Below are 22313 nucleotides of genomic sequence, written 5' to 3' on the forward strand. Positions count from 1 at the left end.
CCTCACCGGCGATCACCCGAAGATCCCCAGCCGGCGCGACGAATCCGACAGCACATCGCGAATCAGCAAACCCAGGTCCGCGTCCGCCGGCCGCTCGCTGTACCGCAGCTCACACCGCACATCGCCCGGACTGCCGATCACCAGACGCACGAAGCCCTGCCCCGAACGCTCCCACAACGCCCCCGCCGCCATCCGATCCAACTCGATCACCTGATCACCGACCCGCAAGACCAGCCCCGCCGCCGGATCGCGGTAGAAGACAACCCGCAAACCATCCAGCTCATCGAACACACCCGCGGGCGCCGCGGTCCCGACCGGCGCGGCACTCAACTGCCCCGTCATCGGATCCATCAACGCGTACTCGCCGAACCCGGAATGCGACCGCAGATAGATCTGCCCACCGGAAGCAGGCCGCCCCGACGCCCGCGGGAACCGGCTGTTGCCACGAGACCCATTCCCGTTCCCACCACCCGGCGCCCCCTGCGGCGGCATCATCGGCGCGCCACCAGGGAACCCCTGCCCGGCACCACCAATCCCGTTGCCGCCGTTGCCGCCGTTGGCACCGTTGGCGCCCGCGTGCCCGCCACCATTCACACCCGAGTTCCCGCCATCGGACGAATCCGCCACCCACCGCGGCATACCCGGATCGGTATGCGGATGCCCCTGCTGCGGCACCTCCGGCTGCACGGGCATCCGAGACCCCATCGCATCCGTCAACCACTGCGGCAAATGCGACCCACCCGGATTCGAGGGCGTTTGCGGCACGCCCGGCTGATGCTGCCAACCCGGGTCGGCCGGGACCTGCGGCAGACCGGGATTCGTAGGCCAGTTCGGCACGCCAGGCCGCGAGGGCTGCTGCGGCAAACCAGGGTCTGTCGGCCACTGCGGCTGCTGCGGCGCACCAGGGTGCGTCGGCTGCTGCGGTACGCCGGGATGCGAAGGCTGCTGGGGCAGATTCGGATCCGTCGGCCATTGCGGCGGATGCGGTAGCCCCGGATCTGCCGGCTGACCTCCCGGTTGATGAGGCAACTGCGGCCAGCCCGGATTCACGGGGACCTGGGGCATGCCCGGATTCGTCGGAACCTGCGGCATCCCAGGGTTCGTCGGCCACTGCGGCGCGCCGGGGTTGGGCGGCAGTTGCGGCCACTGCGGCGAGGTCGGCTGCTGCGGCGCACCCGGGATGTGCGGGGGCTGCGGCAGGTTCGGCGGCTGCGGGATATGGGGCGGCTGCGGTGCATTCGGCGGGACCGGCATCTGCGGCGTCGTCGGCTGATGGGGCTGCGGCGTCGGCTGGTGCGGGGTCGGCTGCGGCTGGTGCGGCTGCGGCGTCGGCTGATGTGGCGTCGGCTGGTGCGGCTGCGGAGGAGTGTGGGGTGGGTTGGGGTCCGGGGGCAGGGTCCACGGGGCGGGCTGCTCCGGGGGCTTCGGGGTGTAGTCGGAGAACTCCGGGTCGAACTGGTGCGGCACGAGAGGCAGATGGGAGCGCCAGTTCGGGCTGTAGCGGAATGGGGTGTCGTCGTTGGTCGAGGCGTCGCCATCGGAGCGGTCGCTGTCGCCCGCATCCGGTTCCGAGGTCGAGCCGGAACCCGATTCGTCCGGATCATCCGCGTCCGAGCGTCCGGAACCGACATGCTCGCCGGTTCCGCCGGAACCATCGGGCTCCCCCGCACCCGCGGGCTCGGAACCATCAGTCGCGCCACCGGAATCACCCTGATCCGGCTGCACCGGGTCGCCTGATGCACCCGACCCATCGGAATCACCTGCACCGACGTGCAAGGGGTCGCCCGCCGCACCGGAATTATCGGACCCGTCGGAATCACCCGAAGCGGGCTTGGCCGGATCGCCAGGCGCACCCTGGCTTTCCGAACCGCCGGAATCGTCTCCGGTCGGAGGCGTCGGCTTCGCGGGAGGGGATGTGTCGCCGGAGGCCTCAGACTTTTGGGGATCCGGAAGCGGGGAAACGTTGTCGTCCTGCGGCTTTGCGGTGCCGTCGGTGCTGCCGGGCTCTCCCGCACCGGCGGGCTGAATCGTCTCCGCGGACGTGGAGTCACCGGGCGCGCCTGGGTTGTCCGAACCCTGCGGTGATTCGACAGGTGGCAGCTGGGAGGCGTTGTCCGCGTGCGGTTTTGCGGGGGTGGGTGGGTCGATGCCGAGGGATGGGCTGGCCGTGGTGACGGCGGACGGGGGCGGGGTGGGGCGGGTCGGGGGCTCGGGGGTCGGTGGGGTGGGGGGTGTTTCGGGGGTTGGGGCGGACGGGAGGTGGCGGATGGCGCGGGCGTCGGTGAGGGTGCCCTGGATGAGGACCTGGGAGAAGAGGTCGTCGAGGTCGTAGGTCGGTTTGAAGCGCCAGGTCGCGCCCTCGGGGGGTGCGCCGGTGCGCCATTCCATGATCAGGCCGTCGGTACCGGCGAAATGGGCCGCGACGGATTGGCTGCGGCTCCAGGAGGTGGCGTCGCTCTGGCTGCCGAGATGGGAGGTGTGGCCGTCGTAGTCGAGATCCAGGTCGCCGCGGGCGGGGACGATGCCGCGCAGACCGTCGAGGTAGGCCGGGTTCACCGAGCCGTCCGGCAGCAGACGCGGGACGCCGCGGTACAGCGGCGTGGCGTCGGGACCGTCCGGCAGGTTGCCCTCGAACAGGATGGCGCCGTGGAGATCCGCTTGCGGTGTGGTCACCTCGGTGACGACCACCGCGGTCGGCGGCTCCGGCGTGGGCGAAGTCGACGCGGTCGGCTGCGAGCTGTGGGCGGCATCGCCTTTCCCGCCTGCGCTGGTCGGTTCGACGGCACCGCCGGATTGCCCAACAACGCTGGCATGCACCGGGGCAACGGACTGCCCAGAGGCACCGTGGGTCACGGGAACTCCCGGCTGACCGGGCGTCCCGGGATGGCCAGGGCCGCCGGGTTGACCGGGGGACCCTGGGCTGGCCGGCGGCTTGGCCGGGGGTCCTGAGTGCGGGGTGGACTCCGGGGCCGGCGGTGGGTTCGGAAGGTCGAGGTCGTGGACGTGAATGGTGCCGTCGAGGTCGAGGGTGAGCAGTTTTGCGACAAGCAGAATATTGTCCCGGGCAAGGACTTCCTGACGCTCCCGCCCGAGGAAGGCAAGGGGGTCGGGGTTCGGGGAGACGACGACGGCGATGTCGTTCTTGCCATGCACGATCCCGACGCCGGTCCCCCACATCTCCGCTCCGAGGGTGGTGAGGATGTCCTTCGCCGCCGCCTCCTGGACCGCTCTGTGGAAGGCGTGCGCCTCTTGCTCGTCCTTGCTGGTGGCACGGGCAATTCGTTTGCCGTACTCATACAGCTCTCGGGCCCGCTGGTCGGTGGCGTTCTTCCGGGCTATCCCTTCGGCAGCGGGTGTTCCTTCGGGCGTCAGGCCGAGCTGTTGTTGACGCTGTCCCTCTTCTTCCACCCGCGACATCAATAGGTTCTTCAGTGCCCGCAGTTCGTGCCCATCCGGATTCACGCCCAGCTCCAGCGCGATCGCGTGCAAATCGTCCATCATCAGATCGTGCCGCTCAGTTGCCGCTCGGGCCTGGGCCATCGCACCGTCGGCCCAAGCCGCCAACGCCGGATCCGACCAGGTGTGGACGGTTCCCGGCTCGACGACCACCCAATTCGACCCGGTCGGTGCACTCGCCTGCTCGGGCGCGGCGTTCTGTTCCGGCGCGGTGTGGGTCTGCTCGCCCGTCTGATCCGAGCCGTTCTTGTGGGTACCGGTGGACTCTTCTGATCCGGAATGGGTTGTGGTGGTGGACGAATGCGTGATCGGCGTGACCGGCTGCGCGCCGGATTCGGGCTGCTTGGCCGTCGTGGCCGGGTCGGTGCCGGGTTTGGTGGGGCCGGGGCGGGCGGGGGCGCCACCGGTGGGGTCGGTGGGCGGGGTCCCGGGGCCGAGGCGCTTCGGGCCGCCGCCGGGTTCGCCTTCGCCGGGGTCGATGGCGCGAACCGGGTCGGGGTAGTGGTTGTCGACCCAGTGGGCGACGGTGTCGGCGGCGTGCAAGGCCTCGGCCGCTGATTGGAGGCGGTCGAAGGCGCGGACCACGTCGGGCAGGTTGCCGTGGGCCCGGCCGAGCAGGTCGGTGATGGTGGCGCGCAGGCGATCCGGGGCCAGTGCGGCTTCGGTGACGTCCAGGCCGGTGGCGCGCTGGAAGTTCTCGATGGCCGCGCGCAGCTCGGTGTGCGCCTCCTCGCGGGCACGGTGCGCGGCCGTCTGGGGCGTGTCCGCGTCGGCGGCCGCGGCATCGGCGATGCGGCGCTGCTCGGCTTCCCATCGGGCGGCGCGGTCGGCGGCCGCGTCGCGGCGGGCGGTGTCGCCCTGCGCTTCGGCGGCGGCGAGTTCGTCTCGGGCGGTGGCGAGTTCGCGGGCCGCGGTCTGCTCGGGTGTCTCCGCGGCGCGGGCCGCCGCGGCGGCGGCATCGGCCTCGGCGGTGCGGGCGGCGGCCAGGAACTCCTCGGCCCGCTGGTAGCGGTGCACGGCGTCGCGCAGCGGGACCAGTTCGTCGGTCCAGACGTCGCCCCAGGCCAGCGGCATGCGGGAGAGGCGTTCGATCTGGTCGATGGCGTGGTCGATGCCGTGGGGCGCGGCCGGATCGGTGTCGACCAGCGCCTCCAGGTCGGCGCGCGCGGATTCGGCTTCTCGCTGCCAAACGTCGGCGGGCGTCTCCCCGGGCTCCGCGGCAGCCGCCATGCCGCGGCGCAGTTCGGTCTCCAGGTCCTGTACCCGGTTCTGCGCCCGGTCGAATTCCGCTGCCGCCGTGGACAGGTCGTCGATGCGCTGCTCGTTGCCCGGCAGCTCGCCGCCCTCCGCGCGGTTGCGATTGGCGAGGTAGTCCTGCGTGCCGGGCAGATTGTCGGGGGTCAGATCGCTGTTGCCGAGCGGGCGGAATTCCTCCCCCTCGCGCTCCCGCCACATGCGGCCCTTGGCGTAGTCGAGGCCCTCCTCGGCGATCTGCAGCTCGTGGCGGGCCGCCGCGAGTTCGGGTCCGACCGTGCGCGGATCGCGGGGCGGCGCTTCGGGTTCCGGCGGGTTGGTGAGGTTGTGATGCTCGGTCGCGAGTCGTTCGAGCAGGTCGATATCGGCCTTGCGGGCCTGGATCTCCCCGCGCATGGCATCGACCGCCGCGGAGAACTCCTTGGGGCTGAGCCGCTCGTGCTTCTCGATCTTGCCGTCGCGGTACGCCTCGTACACCTCGATATCGCGGGCCTTGCGCACGACCCGCACGATCTCCGAAACCTGGTCGGAGCTGAGGAGTTTCCGCGTATCGGTGACGCTGTCGCGGTAGACCTGGTAGGCCGCATCCCGGTTGCCGGTGGTGTCGGTCAGCGTGCGCAGCACCTCCCGCAGCTGCGCCGGACTCATCCGATCGTGCAGGCTGCCGAGGCGGCTCTCGTAGATCTTGACCGTCTTGTCGATATTGGAGGTGTCCACGCCCAGCAGGCGCGACCAGACCTCTCCGGCCTGGATCAGCTCGCTCGCCAGCGGCGGCTCGCCGACGAAGTCGCCGTACAACGAGCTCAGCAACTCACGGCCCTTCGGATCGTGCACGGGCAGTTCGCCGTCGACGGCCCGCGGATCCGTGCTCGGGTCGTAGCGCAGCCCGTCACGATGCGGGTCGAGCGCGGCGATCGCCTCGATGTAGTCGGTCAGCGCGTCGATGGCGTGCGCCCGGCGCTCGTCCGGGCGGAACGCCATGTTCTCGAAGGCCCTGGCGATCGTGTCCGCAACCGTGGTCTTCGTATCCGGCTCGAACCCGACGATCTCGACCTTTTCGGCGTCCTTGACGGCCTTGGAAGCGTGCAGGTTCTCCCGATCGGCGTCGAGCAGGCGCACCAGCCGATCCCGGGCGGCGAGCACCGCAGTCTCGTGACCGTTCTTGCGCAGCACGTCCGCGTACTCGAGCAGGTCCGCGAACGCCTGGTGCCGCCGCTCCCCCATCCGGAACCGCGGATCGCCGAACGCCTCGGCCACCGCACGCGGCGACAGCTGCTCCGGATCCAGGCCGAGCCGGTTCGCGAGATTGCCCAGCGCGCCGTCCAGATCGTTGAAGGTGTCGATGGCATCCGACGTGCGGATGAAATCGGCCATGCCTTCCAGCTGCGAGGCGCGCAGCGAAAGCTCCTGCCGCAGCGACTCGATGGTGCGGCCCAGATTCTCGCCGAGGTCGAAGTCCACCTCGAGCGACAGCCGGCGCGCCACCGCATTGCGCTCGTTCCGCAAGGTATCCGGATCGCGCGGTACGGCCGGTTCATTGCTCGCCTCGTGCGGTGTGGCGACCGGTTCCGGTGTGGGCTCCACCAACCGCAGGCCCCGGCCGTCCTCCCGCATGACCGCGACCGGTCGCGGGTGGCCGTCGACGTCCACGTCGTGGAACCGCACGGTGGGTGCGGCTTCCCCGACCAGGTGGACGTTGCCGTGCTCGTCGAGCCCGATATTGCGGTATTCCAGTTGCAGCTCACCGTGATTCAGCATCCGACGCACATCGGGGTGCGCGGCGAGCGCGTCCACGAGGTGGATGTCGTGCTCACCGTCGCCGCGAATCACCACGAGGCGTTCGGGGCCGCCGTTCTCGCCCGGGAGCAGCGCCACGCCGTGGTCGCGGTCGAGCATGACGCCGCCGTTGGCGTCGGCCCATTCCCGGGCCGCCAGATCGGAGACCTCGTGGACGCGCTCGCGCAGCTGGTCGTCCGCGCCGAGGAAACGGTCGGCCAGGGCCGCGAACTCGAGCATCCGGGCGCGTCCGTCGCGGATATCCATGCGCAGATCGGAGACGAGATGATCCAGGTCCGCCTGGGTCTCGATCCGGTCGAGCCCGATATCGAGCAACTGCGCCCAGTTCGAGCGCTCGTCCTGCATCTGGTCGCGGCGCAGCGCGTGCTTGAAGAGCGCGCCCTCGCGGGTCTCGACCAACTCCTGGTCGACATCGTCGAAGTGCGGCACCCATTCGCCGCCATTGTTGACGCCCTCGACGTCGAGCAGGGACGGGCGGGGTTCGCGCGCACGGAGTTCCAGCGGCGGATCATCGTGCCCGACGCCCGCCTCCTCGCGGCGGACCCGCGCCTTCAGTTCCTCCAGCTCGATGCCGCGGGCATGGGCGAACTCGCGTAGGAAGCGGCCCAGCGGATCCTTGTCGAAGATGCTGATCTCGCGGCTGAACGGGATGACCTCGTTCTCGAGCAGCCAGCGCTGCCCGGCGTCGCGCAATGCCTCGATCGCACCGCCGCGGCGCATGAGCCGGTACCGCGCCTCCCCGACCGCGGCCCGCACGGTCCGCGGATCGGCATCGGCGAGGGGGATGCGGAGTTCGCGGGCCATGTGCACGAAATCCACCAGCGCGGCGTCACGTGCGTCCGCGGCGTCCACCAGCGGCTGCGGGACATCGGTGCCCCACTCGTGCGGCTCGGGCTCGGCGGTCACCGGATCGACCGGTTCGTGCCGCAGCTCGGGCAGTTCCGACTCGATGGTCATCTCCGCCAGGCGCAGCGACTCCTCGACCTCGGCGCGCAGCACCGGATCGGCCTCGGTGACGTGCGGACGGTATTCGCCCCCGTCCGCGGTGCGCATGGGGATCTGCGGCGGGGAGATGTCGGCGACCCGGCGGGTGAGGCGACGCACGAACGGCAGGTGCTCGCGACCCTCCCACAGGGTCAGGATCTCCTTGCCGATGCGCACCGGGTTGAAGTTGGGCTTCATCCCGAGGAAGTCGTGGTCGTGCAGGACGTTGTAGCCGAATTCCAGTGTCAGCAGCGAGATTCCGGAGGAATCCAGGCGCGAACCGGACGGATACTTCGGCGACTGTCCGTGGTAGCCCTGCTGCAGGCGCTGCAGCAGGTTGTCGATCCAGCTCGGCGACGGCTTCGCCGCGGGACGGAGCGGACCGAGCTCGGGCCGCGGGACCAGCTCGACACGCTTGGCGCCGTCCGGCGATTCGACGATGCGAGCGTGCAGGCGTTCGCCGTCGGTCTCCAGGACCACATGCGCGTGTTCGGAATCCGGGACGTGCAGGGCGGCGACCATGAGGTCGGCGACATCCATCGCGCGGCGCAGGGTCTCGGAGCGGGCGGCGGCGAGCACCGCGTCGCGCTGCTCGACGGTGGTGTGCGCCGGATCCAGGGCGGATTCGGGGATGCCGAGCAGGCGCGCCCACTCGTCGCGCACCCGGGCCAGGTGCTCGCGTTCGGCGCCGGTGGCGGCGTCGTGACTGCTCAGCACATGGTCGAGGGCCTCGAGTCCACCGATCCGCAGCAGGTTCCGGAACTGCAGGTCGCCCGCGAGCTCCGGCAGGTTCCGCCGCTGCAGGTGCTCCTCCGACAGGCCGAACTCACCGGCGAGGCGGTTCCGCAGCTCCTCGAGGGTGAAGACCCGGGATTCGGCGCCTTCCGGATCGTGCGGGCGCTGCGACCAGGTTTCCAGCGGGCGTTCCCGAACCGGTTCGCCGCCGCCTTCGGGATGCGCGGCGCTCGAGGGCAATTCGCGCCTCGTGGCGGCGGGGTCGAGGGCCCGGGTCGGCTCCTCGGCCCCGAGCTCGGCCAGCCGGCGGTCCAGGCCGGTCTCGCGCAGATGCGCTTCTATGGCGCGCAGCGTTTCCGGGTCCGCCTCGGTGCGCCAGTACTCCTCGGAACCGTAGAGCTCCTCGGGGGTCAGCGGCCGATAGTCGTCGGCCTCGCGCATGGGCAGCGGCGGGGCCGCGTCATCCGGGTCGCCGAAGAAGCCGCGCGCCTTGGCCATTTCGGCGATCTCGCGGAAATGGGCGAGCGGATCGTTGAGGTGGGCCGCGGCGGTATCGAGGCCGAGCGCGTCCATCAGTCGTGAGGTGAACAGCACCGCGTTGACCTCGCGGCCGGGGGCCAACGGGTCGTTGACGGCGTCCCGCAGGAAGCGGGCCGCGGCCTGCAGCGACGGGGAGTCCGCCACCGGATCCACCGGCAGCACTTCCTCTTGCACCCGCGGCAATTCGAGCGTCGCGGTCTCGCTCGGCCGGGTCAGCTCGACGGTCGGATCCTCGCTGCCCGGCGGCTTGGGCAGTTCGACCGTCGGGTCTTCGCTGCCCGGCGGTTTGGCTTCGCTGCCGCGCTCCATCTGCACGGTCGGGTCTTCGTTGCCTTCGAACGGCTTCGAGGACGACGCTTCACCGGGCGGCGGATTCTTGACCGTCGGGTCGTCGTTTCCTTCGAAAGTCTGCTCGTTCGAGGCGTTCTCGCGCGACATGTTGACCGTGGGGTCGTCGTTGCCCTCGAACATCTTCGACGTCGACGCCTCGCCCGGCGGCGGGTTATTGACGGTCGGGTCTTCGCTGCCCTCCGGTAGCTTCTTGGTCGAATCCTCGCCGCCCGACGACAGGTTGACCGTCGGGTCCTCGCTGCCCTCGGGCAGTTTCGCGGTCTGACCGTCGCCGGGCTTCGACGGCGGGGTGGAGTTCTGGTCACCGTTTCGACCGGAGTTGCCGGGCTCGTCCGGGTCGGGATTCGGTGGGGTGGAGGAGTTTCGGTTCGGGGGCTCCTTGCCGCCGCCACCCGAGCCGGGCGGGGTCGCGCCGACCGGAGGGGTGGCCGCCGTCGGGCTGGAGCCGGGCGGCTTCGGGTTGCTCGGGCGTGCCGGGGTAGGGCCCGGGTCGCCTTCGTCGCCGGTGCGTCCCTCGTCGGAGGCGCGGGCATGGCGCTCGACCTCGTCGAAGCGATCCATCAGGGCGCGGTGCCAGTCGTCGCGGCCCAGGGCGGCGAATTCGGGGGCCAGGCCCTCCAGGCGGGTACGCATGCCGGGCATGTCCCCGGCGCTCAGATCATGGTCGTGCCAGGTGATTTCGCCGTCGGCGCCCTCGGTCGCGTAGTGGCGGGCGAAGAGGCTGGTCGACAGTTCGTCACCGCGGCGACCGCCGCCGAAGGCGAGGCTGTGATCGATACCGCTGATCTGCCCGTCCGCGGTGATCAGCCAGTTGACGAGGTTGCGGTCGGGGATGCCGACGAGCACGTCCAGCAGGCCGAGCCGGCGGCCGTCGGGGGTCGCCAGCGCCGCGTCCAGGCCCTCGGCCATAGGCGTCGTGAAACGGTCCGCCCCGACCTCGCCGGGCATCACCTCCATGTACACCACGCGGTCCTGGACCCGGTGCACCTGCGGCACATTCGCGCCGACCGCCTGTCCGACCAGCGAGACCAGTGCCTCGGCATGGGCGTGCTGCGGATTGGTGACGATCTTCCGGACCAGCTGCGTCGGCGGGTCGGTAGCGAAGGTGACCAACTCGACCCGTTCGGCCATCCGCCCCATACCGGTGCTGAGGACCACCACCTCGGCCTCGCCCGCCGCGATCGCTTCCTCCACGCGCCGCGCGAAAGATCGATTGACGTCGGTCTCGCCGGAGTCGTTGCGCGTCACCGCATGCGAGCCGCCATCCTGGCCGTCGCCCTCCGGATTACGGGCGGCGGAGGACGGGTCGGAGTTGGGCTGGGTCGGGCCTTGCGGGCGCGTGGGGGCGCCCGGAGCGCCGGGGTCCTCGCCCTCGCGACCGGTGTGGCCGGATTCCGGGAAGTGAGCGTCCACCCATTCGGTCAGGGCGTCGGCGCGGTGCAGGGCGCGGGCCGCGTTCTCGAGTCGTTCGAAGGCTCCGACCACCTCGGGCACGGTGCCGCGCGCCCGGGGGAGCAGGCGGTTGACGGTGTCTCGCAGGTGTTCCGGGGCGAGTTCGGCTTCGGTGACGTCCAGGCCGGTGGTGCGGCGGAAGTCCGCGATGGCCCGGGTGAGGTCGTCGTGCGCGGCCGTGCGGGGGCGGTCGGCGGCCTGGTGCGGGGTGTCGGCCGCATGGGCGGCTCGGGCTTCGAGGAGGCGATGCTCGGCTTCCCAGCGGGAGACGCGATCCTGCGCGGCTTGGCGGTCGGCGGGGGCGGCATTCGCGAGATCGTCGCGGGCAGAAGCCAATTCGCGGGCCGCGGTCTGTTCCGGGGTTTCCGCGGCGCGCGCCGCCGCGGCGGCGTCGGACTCGGCCGCGGCCAGGAATTCTCGGGCCTGTTCGTAGCGGTGCGCGGCGTCGCGCAGCGGGACCAGCTCGTCGGTGAACACGTCGCCCCACTGCTGGGGCATGCGGGACAGGCGTTCGATGTCCGCGAGCGTGCGGTCGAGACCCTGCCGCGCCAAGGCCGGGTCGGCGGCGATGAGCTCTTCCAATTCGGCTCGCGCCGTGTCGACTTCACGCCGCCACGCGTCCACCGGCGACTCGTCCGGGCCGACACCGGCCTCGACGGCGCGGCGCATCTCGGACTCGAGGGCGTCGACCCGGGACCGCGCGCCGTCGTGTTCCTCGACGGCCGCCGTCAGATCGGTGAGGCGCTGCTCCAGGCCCGGCAGGCTTCCGCCCTCTTCGGACGGGCGGTGGGCGAGATAGTCGTTGGTGCCGGGCATCCGCTCGGGGGTCAGATCGCCTTCGCGCAGCGGCCGGAAGCCGGGGCCCGAGTTCTCGCGGTAGGCCCGACCCTGCGCGTAGTCGCGCCCCTCGGCGGCGATCCGCAGTTCGTGCCGGGCGGCGGCCAGATCCGTGGCGACCGCGCGCGGGTCACGCGGCGGGCCCTCGGGCGGACGCGGTTTGGTGAGCGCGTCGTGTTCGGCGGCCAGCTTCTCCAGCAGCTTGATGTCGGCCTCGCGGGCGCGGACGTCGGCGCGCAGTTCGTCGATGGTGGCGGCCAGTTCCTTGGCGCTGAGCCGCTCGTGCTTCTCGATCTTGCCGTCGCGGTAGGCCTCGTACACCTCGGCGTACCGCGCATTGCGGACACGGCGCACCAGATCGGTGAGCTGGTCCTTGGTCAGGATCTTGGTGGGGTCGGCGGCGCTGTCGCGGTAGCGCTCGTAGGCCACCGTCGAGTCGCCGGTCTCGCGCAGCGTGGTCAGCACATCCGCGAACTGCTTCGGGGTCACCCGGTCGTGCAGGCCGCCGAGCTGTTCGGTGTAGATCTTGACCGTTCGGGCGAAGTCGTTCATGTGCACGCCGAGCAGGCGCGACCACACGGTGGCCGCCGCCGACGGATTGTCGGACAGCGGCGGCTCGCCGATGGAATCGTTCATGAACGCGCGCAGGGCCGCCGGGGCGTCGCCGTCGTGGATCGGCAGTTCGCCGTCGACGGCGCGCGGGTCGGTCAGCGGGTCGTAGCGCAGGTTGTGGCGGAATGGGTCCAGATCGCCCAGCACACTGCTGTATTCGAGCAGCGCCGCCAGCAGTTCCGGGCGGTCGGCGGAGTCGCGCAGCAGGTTGTGGATCGCGTCCAGCAGCGCGTGCTTGTCGGTGTTCTTCGAGTCCGTCGTGAACCCGATGACCTCGCCGTCCTTGGTCTTCGGCTTGCGCGGGGACAGGTCGTCCGGCTCCACGTCGAGCCGGCTCGCCAGCTCCTTGCGGGCCGCGAGCACCGCCTTCTCGTCGATGTTGTCGCGCAGGACCTTCGCGTACTTGATGAGGTCGTCGACGGCCTGCAGGCGGCGCACCTTGCGCACGTTCGGATCGGCCATCGCCGCGGCCAGCTTCTCCGGCGACAGCGTGTCCGGGTCGAGGTCGAGGCGGTGCGCCAGCTGCTGGAGGGTGCGGTCCAGGTCGTGGAAGTTGTCGATGGCGTCCGAACTGCGGATGAAGTCGGCCATGCCCTCGATCTGGGCGGCGCGCAGCGCATTGTCGTGGTGCAGGTCGGCGATGGTCCGGTCCAGGTTCGCGCCCAGATCCATGTCGTAGACCGACAGGCGGGCGGCCACCGCATTGCGCTCGGCGCGCACCACGGCCGGATCGCGCGGCGCGGCGGGCTTCGTGGCCGGCTCGGCGTGCGGGGCCCGGGCCTCCGGTGTCGGCTGCACGATGCGCCACGGCTCGAGGCCGTTGCGCAGCAACGCCACCGGTGTACGCTCGCCGTCGACCTCGACGTCGTGGAAGCGGATCTGCGGCGGATCCACCTCGATGACGTGGACCCGGTCATTGCCGTCCAGGCCGACCACGCGGTAGTCGAGCCGCAGTTCGCCGCGGTTGAGCTGTTCCCGGATCTCCGGGTGCGCGGACAGCGAATCGACCAGGCGCACATCGTGATCCGCCTCGCCGCGGATCACCACCAGGCGGCGCGGCTCGCCCGGGAGCACCGCCAGCCCGCGCTCCGGATCGAGCATGACGCCGCCGTGCTCGTTCACCCAGTCGTGCGCGGCCGCCTCGGCCAGATCGGCGGCGTGCCGGCGGGCATCGGAGTCCAGATCGAGGAAATGCTGGACCGCCGCGTCGAGTTCGGCGATCCCGCGCGCCTCGTCGCGCGCGTCCATCCGGGCCTCGGCGATGGCGCGCCGCAGGTCCGCCTCGGTGCCGAGCCGGTCCAATCCGATATCGAGCAGCTGCGCCCAGTTCGAGCGCTCGTCCTGAATCTGGTCGCGGCGCAACGCGTCCTCGAACAGGCGGCCCTCGCGCCGGCTGGACAGTTCCTCGTCCGCGTCGTCGAAGTGGCGCGGCCACTCACCGCCATTGTTGACGCCCTGCAGATCCAGGAAGGAGGGGCGCGGGCGGCGGGGACGGAACTCCAGCGAATCGTCGTCCGGACCGACGCCCGCCTCCTCGCGGCGACGCGCGGCCTTCTCCTCCTCCGTGCGAAGCGCCTCGGCGTGCGCGAATTCCCGCAGATAGCGGCCCAGCGGATCCTTGTCGAAGATGCTGACCTCGCGGCTGAACGGGATCTGCGCGTCCTCCATGAGCCAGCGCTCACTGACATCGCGCAACGCCTCGATCGCGCCCGCGCGGCGCATGAGCTTGTAGACCGCCTCGTTCACCACGCGACGCAGGGTTTCGGGGCTGTCATCGGGGATGTCGATACCGAGGCCGCGGGCCAGACGGACCAGATCGCCCAGCGCGGCGTCGCGGGTGGTGACGGCGTCGACCAGCGGCTGCGGCAGGTCGGAGCTCCACTCGCGGGGCGCGGGCGGATCGAGGACGGGACCGCGATCGAGCGGCTCGTGCTGCGGCTCCGGCATTTCCGACTCGATCGGCATGTTCGCGCTGCGCAGGGTCTCCTCCACCTCGGCGCGAATCCGCGGATCGGCCTCGGTGACCCACGGGCGGTACTCGCCGCCGTCGCGGGTGCGCATGGGGAGCAGATCACCGGCGACATCGGCGACCCGCGCGGTCAGGTGCTTGACCAGCGGAAGACGCTCGCGCTCCTTCCACAGGGTCGCGGTCTCCTTGAGGATGCGCGCCGGGTTGAATTTGTCCTTGAGATGCAGCAGCGCCTCGTCGTGGGTGACGTAGCCGATCTCCATCGCCAGCATGGTCTGGCCCTTGGAGTCGTTGCCCGAACCGGACGGGTACTTCGGCGACTGACCGTGGTAGCCGTGCATCATGCGCCGCCACACCCGTTTGAGCCAACCCGGCTTCTTCTCCGGTTCCTTTGTCTCCGCGGGGGTTTCACGCGGCAGGTCGGGACGCTGGATGACCTCGGCGCGCTTGTTGCCGTCGGTGTCCTCGGTCACGCGGATGTGGACGCGCTCACCGTCGGCCTCCAGGACCACGTGGGTGTGATCCGAGGCCGGGTGGTGGAAGCCGGCGACCATGAGATCCGCGACATCACCGGCGTGACGGAGAGTTTCGCCGCGCAGCTCGTCGAGGACCGCCCGGCGCTGCTCGGGAGTGGTGCGGGCCGGGTCGAGCAGGGATTTGTCGACGCCGAGCAGGTCCGCCCAGCCGTCACGGGTGCGGGCGGCCCGCTCACGCTCCGGGCCGGTCGCGTTGTCATGACGGAACACCGCTTCGCGCAGAGCCTCGATTCCGCCCGCGCGCAACAGGTTCCGCAGCTGCTCGTCGCCCACGATCCGCGGCAGCAGATCGTCCGGCGTGGATTCGGGCAGGCCGAGACGGTGCAGAAGTTCGGTGCGCAGCTCCTCGAGGGTGAGCGTGCGCGGCTCCCCGCCCTCGGGCGCGTGCGGGCGGGTGTTCAGACCATTCGCCGGATCGTGGAAGAAGCCCTCGGCCGCAGCGGTTTCAGCGAGATGCCGCAGCGCCGACAGCGCGTCCGGCCGCTTGGCCAGCGCCTCCACCACACCGAGCGCGTCGGTGAGGCGCGCGCCGTAGACCTGGTCCTCCAGGGAACGCGGGCGCTCCCCGGCCTCGGCATCCGCCGCGCGCAGACGATCGAGAGCCGCTTGCAATCCGGGTGAGGCCTCGGCCGGATCGGCGGGCGGCTTGGGCGACTCCGCCTCTTGGCGCGGAATCTCCACGGTGGGAGTCTCATCGGGGTTGGACTGCTCGGGGCGCTTCAGCTCGACGGTCGGCGTCTCATCCGGATTCGACTGGTCCGGACGCTTCACCTCGACGGTCGGCGTCTCGTCAGGGTTCGACTGCTCGGGGCGCTTCAGCTCGACGGTCGGCGTCTCATCCGGATTCGACTGGTCCGGACGCTTCACCTCGACGGTCGGCGTCTCATCCGGATTCGACTGCTCCGGACGCTTCACCTCGACGGTCGGCGTCTCGTTCGGGTTCGTGCCCAACGGTTTCGACCGGGGGCCGGCACCATCAGACCTGGCACCGTCGCCGGAGCGCGGCGCGCTCGTGGAGGGCGGCACGGGGGCGGACGGGCCGGGCGGGGTGGGGCGGGACGGATCGCTGGAGGAGCTGCTCGCGGGCTGCTTGGCTGCGGCTTCGCCCGGGGTGGGTTCGGGGCGACCGCCCGCGAAGTCCCACATGTACTCGGCGCGCAGGGCCGACAGGCGAGCCTCGGCGTCGGCCATGCGGGCCTCGAAGCGCGCCTCGCGCTCGGCCTGACTGCCGGGCTCGAGCTGGTCGGCCATGTCGTGGAACCACCTGGCGCGCTTGGCATCCATGTGGGCGACCCAGTCCGCCTGGATGGCGCGCTGTTCGTTGAACCAGGCGTCCGGGTCGTCCGGGGTGGCTGCGGAGCGGCGGGGCGGTCCATCGTTCGGCGGCTGACCGTCGCCCGCCGCAGCGGTCTCGGGGGTGGGGCTTTCCTCGCGAACGGGGCGGGTGGCCGGGGCGGGGGCGGGGCGGCCGCCGAGGTCCGCCCAGAGGCGGTCGGCGCGTTCAGCGGAGCTGCGGGCCATGTCGTCGACTTCGCGGGCCTGCTCGCGGAACAAACGTTCCTCGGTGCTGCCGGGAGGCGCGGAATCGGCCATCTCGTGCAGGAAGCGGGCGTGCTTGGCCTCCATGTCCGCGGCGAAGTCGGCATGCTCGGCCATCCGCTGGTCGAACCAGCGTGCGTCGCCCACCGCCGGTTCCCCTGCGGCTGTGCGGGATTCGGGAGCCGGTCGCTCCGCGCCCGGATCAACGGGCTGAGCCGGTTCCTCGGCACCGGTGGGCGGCTCGTTGGATTCGCGCGGGTCGGGCTGGTTCTGGTCGGAACGCTCGGGCCGGTTCGGGTCGTTGGACTCCGACGAATCCCCGGACGAGTCACGGTCACCCAGGAGGTCGGGACGGCCGTCCGTGTTAGGTCGGCGATCAGAGTCGGCGATCGCGGGCTCACGCTCAGCAGGCGCGGACTGACGTTCAGCAGGCGCAGAAGAATGTTCGGTGGGGGTGGACTGATGTTCCGGCAGGCCGTGCGGCTGGAGGACTCCCGTGTCCTGCGCGGCGATGCGGAGCATCTGATACATCACCTGCGACGGCTCGGCGGCGTCGCGGCCGTTCAGCGTGACGTCGCGGAAGGCTTCGGCCAGCGCCTCACCGTGGTGGAGGGCGCCCTTCTCGTCGAAGGCGTACTCGGGCAGCTGGTGCAGCCATTCGGTGAAGGCGTCGACATCCAGCGAACCGCTGCGCGTGGCCTCGAAGTGCGCCGCGAGAATGTCGGTCAGCTCATGGCGGGCCGCTCGCTCACCGGCGTAGTCCAGCACGTGCCCGAACTCGTGCACGATGGCCGAATACACCGGCCGCGCATCGGATCCCGCGACATGCTTGCCCTGCTCGACCTTGTCGTGAATACGCGCGTCGAGACCGGTGGCGTCTGTTGCCCAGCGCTCGTTGAACACCATGCGGCCGGGGACCAGACGACCGTCCTCGCGGCTCGGGTAGACGCCCGCGATGGCGTCGGAATCCTCGGGGATGGGACCGATCTCGACGCTCTTCGGTTTGACGCCCGGGTGCTGGGCCATCATGTCCTCGAGCGCGCGGCCGTATTCGCGGACCGTTTCGACATCGCTCGCGAGGTGGAGACCGACGGTCGGGATGCCGAGCTCGTTCTCGATGCGGTTGATGACGTCCTGGTGGTCCAGGGTGGACCAGTGGTCGGCGATCGCCGGGACCTCGGTCGGCTCCGGCGGCGGCACCAGATCCGGTTCGGGCGCGGGCTTCCCGTCGTCCGCGTGCGCGTCCTCGGGGCGATCGTCAGGGTGTGCAGCGTTGGGGCGATCGTCTCCGCGGATGGCTTCGGGGCGCGGATCGGCGGGCGGGGTGCCGTGTTGCTCGTCGCCGGCTGGCGTGACCGGCTCGGCCGACTGCGCGAGATCGCGAACCAGGTGGGCGTTCTCCGCGGCGCGGTCGGTCAGCAGGCGGTGGAGGACCTTGGCCGGTTCGGTGGCGTGGTCGAAGTTCAGGGTGACGTCGACGAACGCTTCCGCGAGCGCCTCGGAGTGGTTGATGGAGCCATCGGCGTTGAAGCTGTAATCGGAAAGCTGCGAGAGCCACCCGAGGTACTCGACGGGCGTGGTGTCGCCGTGTGTCCGCAGATAGTGGTCGAGCAGCGCGTTCGCGAGTTCGGCATGCGACGCGCGGTTCCCGGCGTGGTCGATCGCATGACCGAGTTCGTGCAGAAAGACCGAGTACATCGGGCGCTCGCCCGCTCCCCGCGGGAACGAACCGGCGGCCTCCCCGTTCCGCACGATTTCGGCCATCTCGGCCGGATTCAGCGCGTGTTCGAGGCGCACCACGATCTTCTCGGTGACCAGGTTGCCGTCGGCGTCGCGCACGCTCGTCGCCTCCGCGAGGGAGTCCTCGAAGACCGGCTCGCCGATCTCGACGCCGCGCAAGGTGATCTTGTTCTGACCGGTGACGTCATCGAGGGCGCGGGCGAACTCGCGCAACACCTCCGGATCGACGGACGTGTTGTCCAAGCCCTCGAACCGGGTGATGCCGAACAGGTCCTTCATCTCGCGGATGATTCCGTCGCGATCCAGCTCCGACCAGAAGTCGTCGGGGCGCGGCGACCAATCCGCGGGCGGGTGCGCCGGAGCCGGATCGGTCGCATCCTCGGGCGGCACGGAGCCTTCAGGATCGGCCGGATCTCGTTGGGTGGCAGGCTCTTCCGGCGAGACGCCGGATTCCTCATGGGAGCCCAGCTGGTCCTGACGACTCTCTCCGGAGCCGTGCTCACGCGGCGCGGCCGGGTCCTGCGCGTGCAGGCCCGCGGCGTCACGCGCGGCGGCACGCAACCGGTCCACCATCATCTTCGACAGGTCGGACGCGTTGTCGCCATTGAGCTTCACATCGCGATACGCCTCGGCCAGGGCCTCCCCCTCGTCGAGCATGCCGTGCTTGTCGAAGGCGTATCCGGGCAGCTCGCGGTGCAGCCAGTTGCTGAACTCGGCGAAGTCGGCGCCGGCATTGGTCTCCACGTACCGGTCGGCCAGGTCCCTCGTCAGACCCTCGCGAGCCTGCATCTGGCCGTAATAGTCCAGCAGGTGGCCGTATTCGTGGACGATCACCGCGAAGATCGGCCGCTCGTCGGAGCCCGGCACATGGAATCCAGCGGCGACCGACTCCCGAATCCCCTGTTCGAAACCCGCGGGATCCAAGGCCCACCGGTCGTTGAACACGATCCGGTCGGGCCGCCACGGTCCGCTGCCGTCCGTCTGCCGCACGCCGAACGCGGAGGCGAGGACCTCGGTATCCCCGGGAATCGGGCCGACTTCGACGCGGCGCGGCTTGATGCCCGGATTGTCGGCGATCCCTTCTTCCAGAGCACGACCGAGCTCCCGCAGCGCCTCCACATCGCCGATGACGTGGAAGCCGGCGGTCTCGATGCCGAGGTCGATGTTGATCCGATCCCGCACACCCTGGCGATCGAGGGCGGTCCAGTGGTCCACGACCGCGGGCGTTTCGATCGGTTCCGGCGGCTGGAGCACGAACTCCGGTTCGCGCGAGGACTTCTCGCGGCCGGCTCCCTCGTCGTCGCGGGGCGACGCGTGCGGGCTCGGCTCGGACCTGCGGTCCGGGTGCTTCGGTTCCGGCTCGCGGTCGCGGCGGGCGGCCGGGCCCGGATCCTCGTCGACCGGCCGGGACCGGCGCTCGGGGGCTTCTCGCTCGTAGACCGGGTTGTCGGCCGCGTGGTCGCGGTAGATCCGGTCCAGGTGGTCGTGCAGGATCTGGGCGGGCTCACTGGCCAGATCGCCATTGAGGACGACATCGGTGAAGGCCTCGGCCAGCGCCTCCGCGTGGTCGTACATGCCGTTCTCGTCGAAGCTGTAGCCGCTCAGCTCGTCGTGCAGCCAGCCCAGGAATTCCTCGGCATCCCCGCCGTACACGCGATCGAAATGGCGTTCCAGCGCCTCGAAAGCGTCGACGCGGGCCTTCATCTGGCTGGTGAAGTCGATGGCGTGCGCGAACTCGTGCACGATCGTCGAATAGACCGGGCGGTCGCCGGAACCCGGGACCAGGTGGCCGTTCTCCTCATTGAGGCGGACCCGGCGGGCGAGCTCGTCGGGCTTCCGGGCGAAATGCTCGTTGAGCGTGAGGATGTCGGCGAAGTGGACGTTCCCGTCACGGCCCGGATCCACCTCGGCGAACACACTGTCGTCATCGATGGGGCCGATACGGACTTCCATCAGCTCGGTGTCCGGGAACCGGTTGAACATGTCCTCGATGGCACGGGCGAATTCGCGCAGCACCTCGACGTCGACATGGGTGTTGTCGAAGCCGGTGACGTCGAGATCCCAGTCCTCGTGCAGCTTCTCGGCGATGCGCTCACGATCCAGCGTCGACCAGTCGTCCTGCGGCCGGTGCGACCAGTCGGGCGCGGCCTCGTCGCCGGGATGCCCTGCGTCGGAACCATGATCCGCATCGGGACGTGAATCATCCACGCGGCGCTCGGGATCCGCGTCCCGGCGCCGCCGCGGACGCTCGACGTCCTCGCGGAAGTCCTGGGGCCGACGTGCATCCTCGCCGGTGTTCTCGGGGCGGGCGGAACGCGGGGTCGCCTCGTCGGGACTCGTGTCGTCCGAATCACGCGGTGGGTGCGTCTCACCGACATGGACATCCGCGAGGTGCAGGAGTCCGGCTCGCACCGAATCCTTCAGCGGGTGAACCGCCTTGCCGTCGCTGTCGAACAGGATGGCGTGGACGCCCTGGGTCTCGTTGGGCACCCGCGGCGGGAAGCCGTGGTCGAGCCCGGCGGCCGGGTCCTTGACCACGATATCGCCGCCCTCGTTGACCAGCAGGTAGGCGTGCGCGCCCACGCCGTGCTCGTCGACGGGGCCGGCATAGCGGTCGACGACCAGCGCGGATGCGCCGTCGCCGAGTTTGCGGAGGCGGTTCGCGATGCCCTCGTGGCCTTTGGGGAAGTCCTCCAGCTTGCCGCCCGCACCGGCCACCAGCTCCTCGAGGCGCATGCCCTCCGGACCGACCCGGCGCTGCGGGGGGTGGATGGACTCGTTGCCGGTGATCTGGCGCAGCAGGCGCAGGGCCAGTTCGCCGCAGCGGCCGCGGTACCTCTCCCGGACGGTGTCCGGATCGCGGGGCGCGGGCTCGGTCGAATCTTCTTCGCGGACACGAGTGTTCGACGGGTCGTCCAGGGTGCCGGGGTGCGGCTTGTGACCGTCGGTGCGTTCCGGCGGGGCTCCACGCCGTGACTCGCCGCCATCGGCGGGCTCGGGGCGAGCCTTGGCCGCGGCCGGGGTCTCGCCTCCAATGGGGCGCTCGCCCGGTGCGCGGCGCTCACCCCCGTGCGAGCGACCCTCCGGCCCGTCGCCCAGCGGAATCGGCGCGACCACGAAGCCGTCTTCGGGCGTCGAATCATCGCCTGCGCGCCGATCCCGCTCCGGCGAGTGTGAATCATGGTCGGGGTCAGCGGATTCCGACCGCGGTCTCGTGCCACGATCCCCGCTGTCCGCATCGCGCTGCGCCGGGTCGTCGCGCACCGGTTCGGACGTATCCGACGGCGACTTCTCCCCGCTCGGCCGCTTCTCCTCGGCGGGGACGTCCTCGTGGCGGTTCGAATCCGATTCGCGCACCGGCTCGTCGGCGGTCGGCTCCCGCCCATCCCGCGGTGGGCGATCCGCAGTCTCCGAGGGTGCGTCGTCATCCCGCGGCCTGACCGAGTCCTCGCGTGCGTCCTCATCACGGGGACGCACCGAACCGTTGTCCCGGGCCGCCGGATCATTCTCATGCCGGACGACAGGCTCGTCACCACGATTGGCTTCCGGCTCACCATCACGCCGGGCAGCGGGGTCATCGCGCCGAACTTCCGGCTCATCCCCACGACGAGTGTTGGGCTCGTCGTCACGGCCGGCCGCAGGCTCATCCTCGCGTCCAGCGTTGGGCTCATCGTCACGCCGAGCATTGGATTCGTCATCACGGCGGGCCGTGGGCTCATCCTCGCGTCCAGCGTTGGGCTCATCGTCACGCCGAGCATTGGATTCGTCATCACGGCGGGCCGTGGGCTCATCCTCGCGGCGTGTAGTCGGCTCGTCCTCGCGCCGGGTACCGGGGGTGTCTTCGTCACGACGCGCACCAGGCTGGTCGTCGTGGCGCGCCTCGGTCGGCTCGTCGGTTGGACGGCGGGACTCCGGGTGCGGTTCCGGGTGGTTGCTTTCAGCGGGCGGTTCGGCGGGCTGGTCGTCGACCGGCTTCCGGGATTCCGTGGGCTCGCCGGCACGGTGGTCGGCGGGGGCGTCCGGCTTGTCGGCGGGGTGGCCGGCCGTCGGGTCTGCGTCTTCGCGCGGCGGCGTGGTGTCGGAGGGATGGGTCGAATCCCCGCTGCCACTGGCCTTTTCCGATTCCGGGGCGATGTCGTGGTCGCCCGGGCGGGTGGTGGTCGATTCGGACGGGTCGTCTTCGGACCGCGTACCGGGGTGGGAATCCTCACCGGTGGATTCGGGGCGCGGGGCTTCGGAGCGCGGTTCCGGAGCGCCCGTGCGGCTGTCCGAGGCACCGGTGCGGCTGTCGGAACGCGGGTCTGTGCGGGCGGACTCGGAACGCTGGCTGTCCGACCGTGGGGCATCCGACCTGGAAGTGTCGGCTCGGGGCGTATCGGACTTCGGAGCGTCCGCGCGCGGGGCGTCTGCCTTCGGGGCGTCGGCGCGCGGGGCGTCCGCGCGCGGGGCGTCCGCGCGCGGGGCTGTGGCCGCCTCGCCTGCGCGGGGGGCGGCTGCGCGCTGGTCCGGTG

General features: G+C 70.8%; 1 protein-coding gene and 1 pseudogene. One reads left to right on the forward strand and one right to left on the reverse strand.

Features of this window, described 5'->3' with window-relative positions; all coding sequences use genetic code 11:
- Nucleotides 1-12: 12 nt before the first annotated feature.
- Nucleotides 13-21159, reverse strand: coding sequence for a hypothetical protein (locus tag ACFV4K_RS01400; RefSeq protein ID WP_379271118.1), 21147 nt, complete (start codon nucleotides 21157-21159; stop codon nucleotides 13-15).
- A gap of 153 nt (nucleotides 21160-21312) precedes the next feature.
- Between ACFV4K_RS01400 and ACFV4K_RS01405 the strand changes: the two are divergent.
- Nucleotides 21313-22313 (forward strand): annotated as a pseudogene (locus ACFV4K_RS01405) (hypothetical protein); the annotation flags it as partial.

The organism is Nocardia sp. NPDC059764 (assembly GCF_042732555.1).
Lineage (GTDB): Bacteria > Actinomycetota > Actinomycetes > Mycobacteriales > Mycobacteriaceae > Nocardia.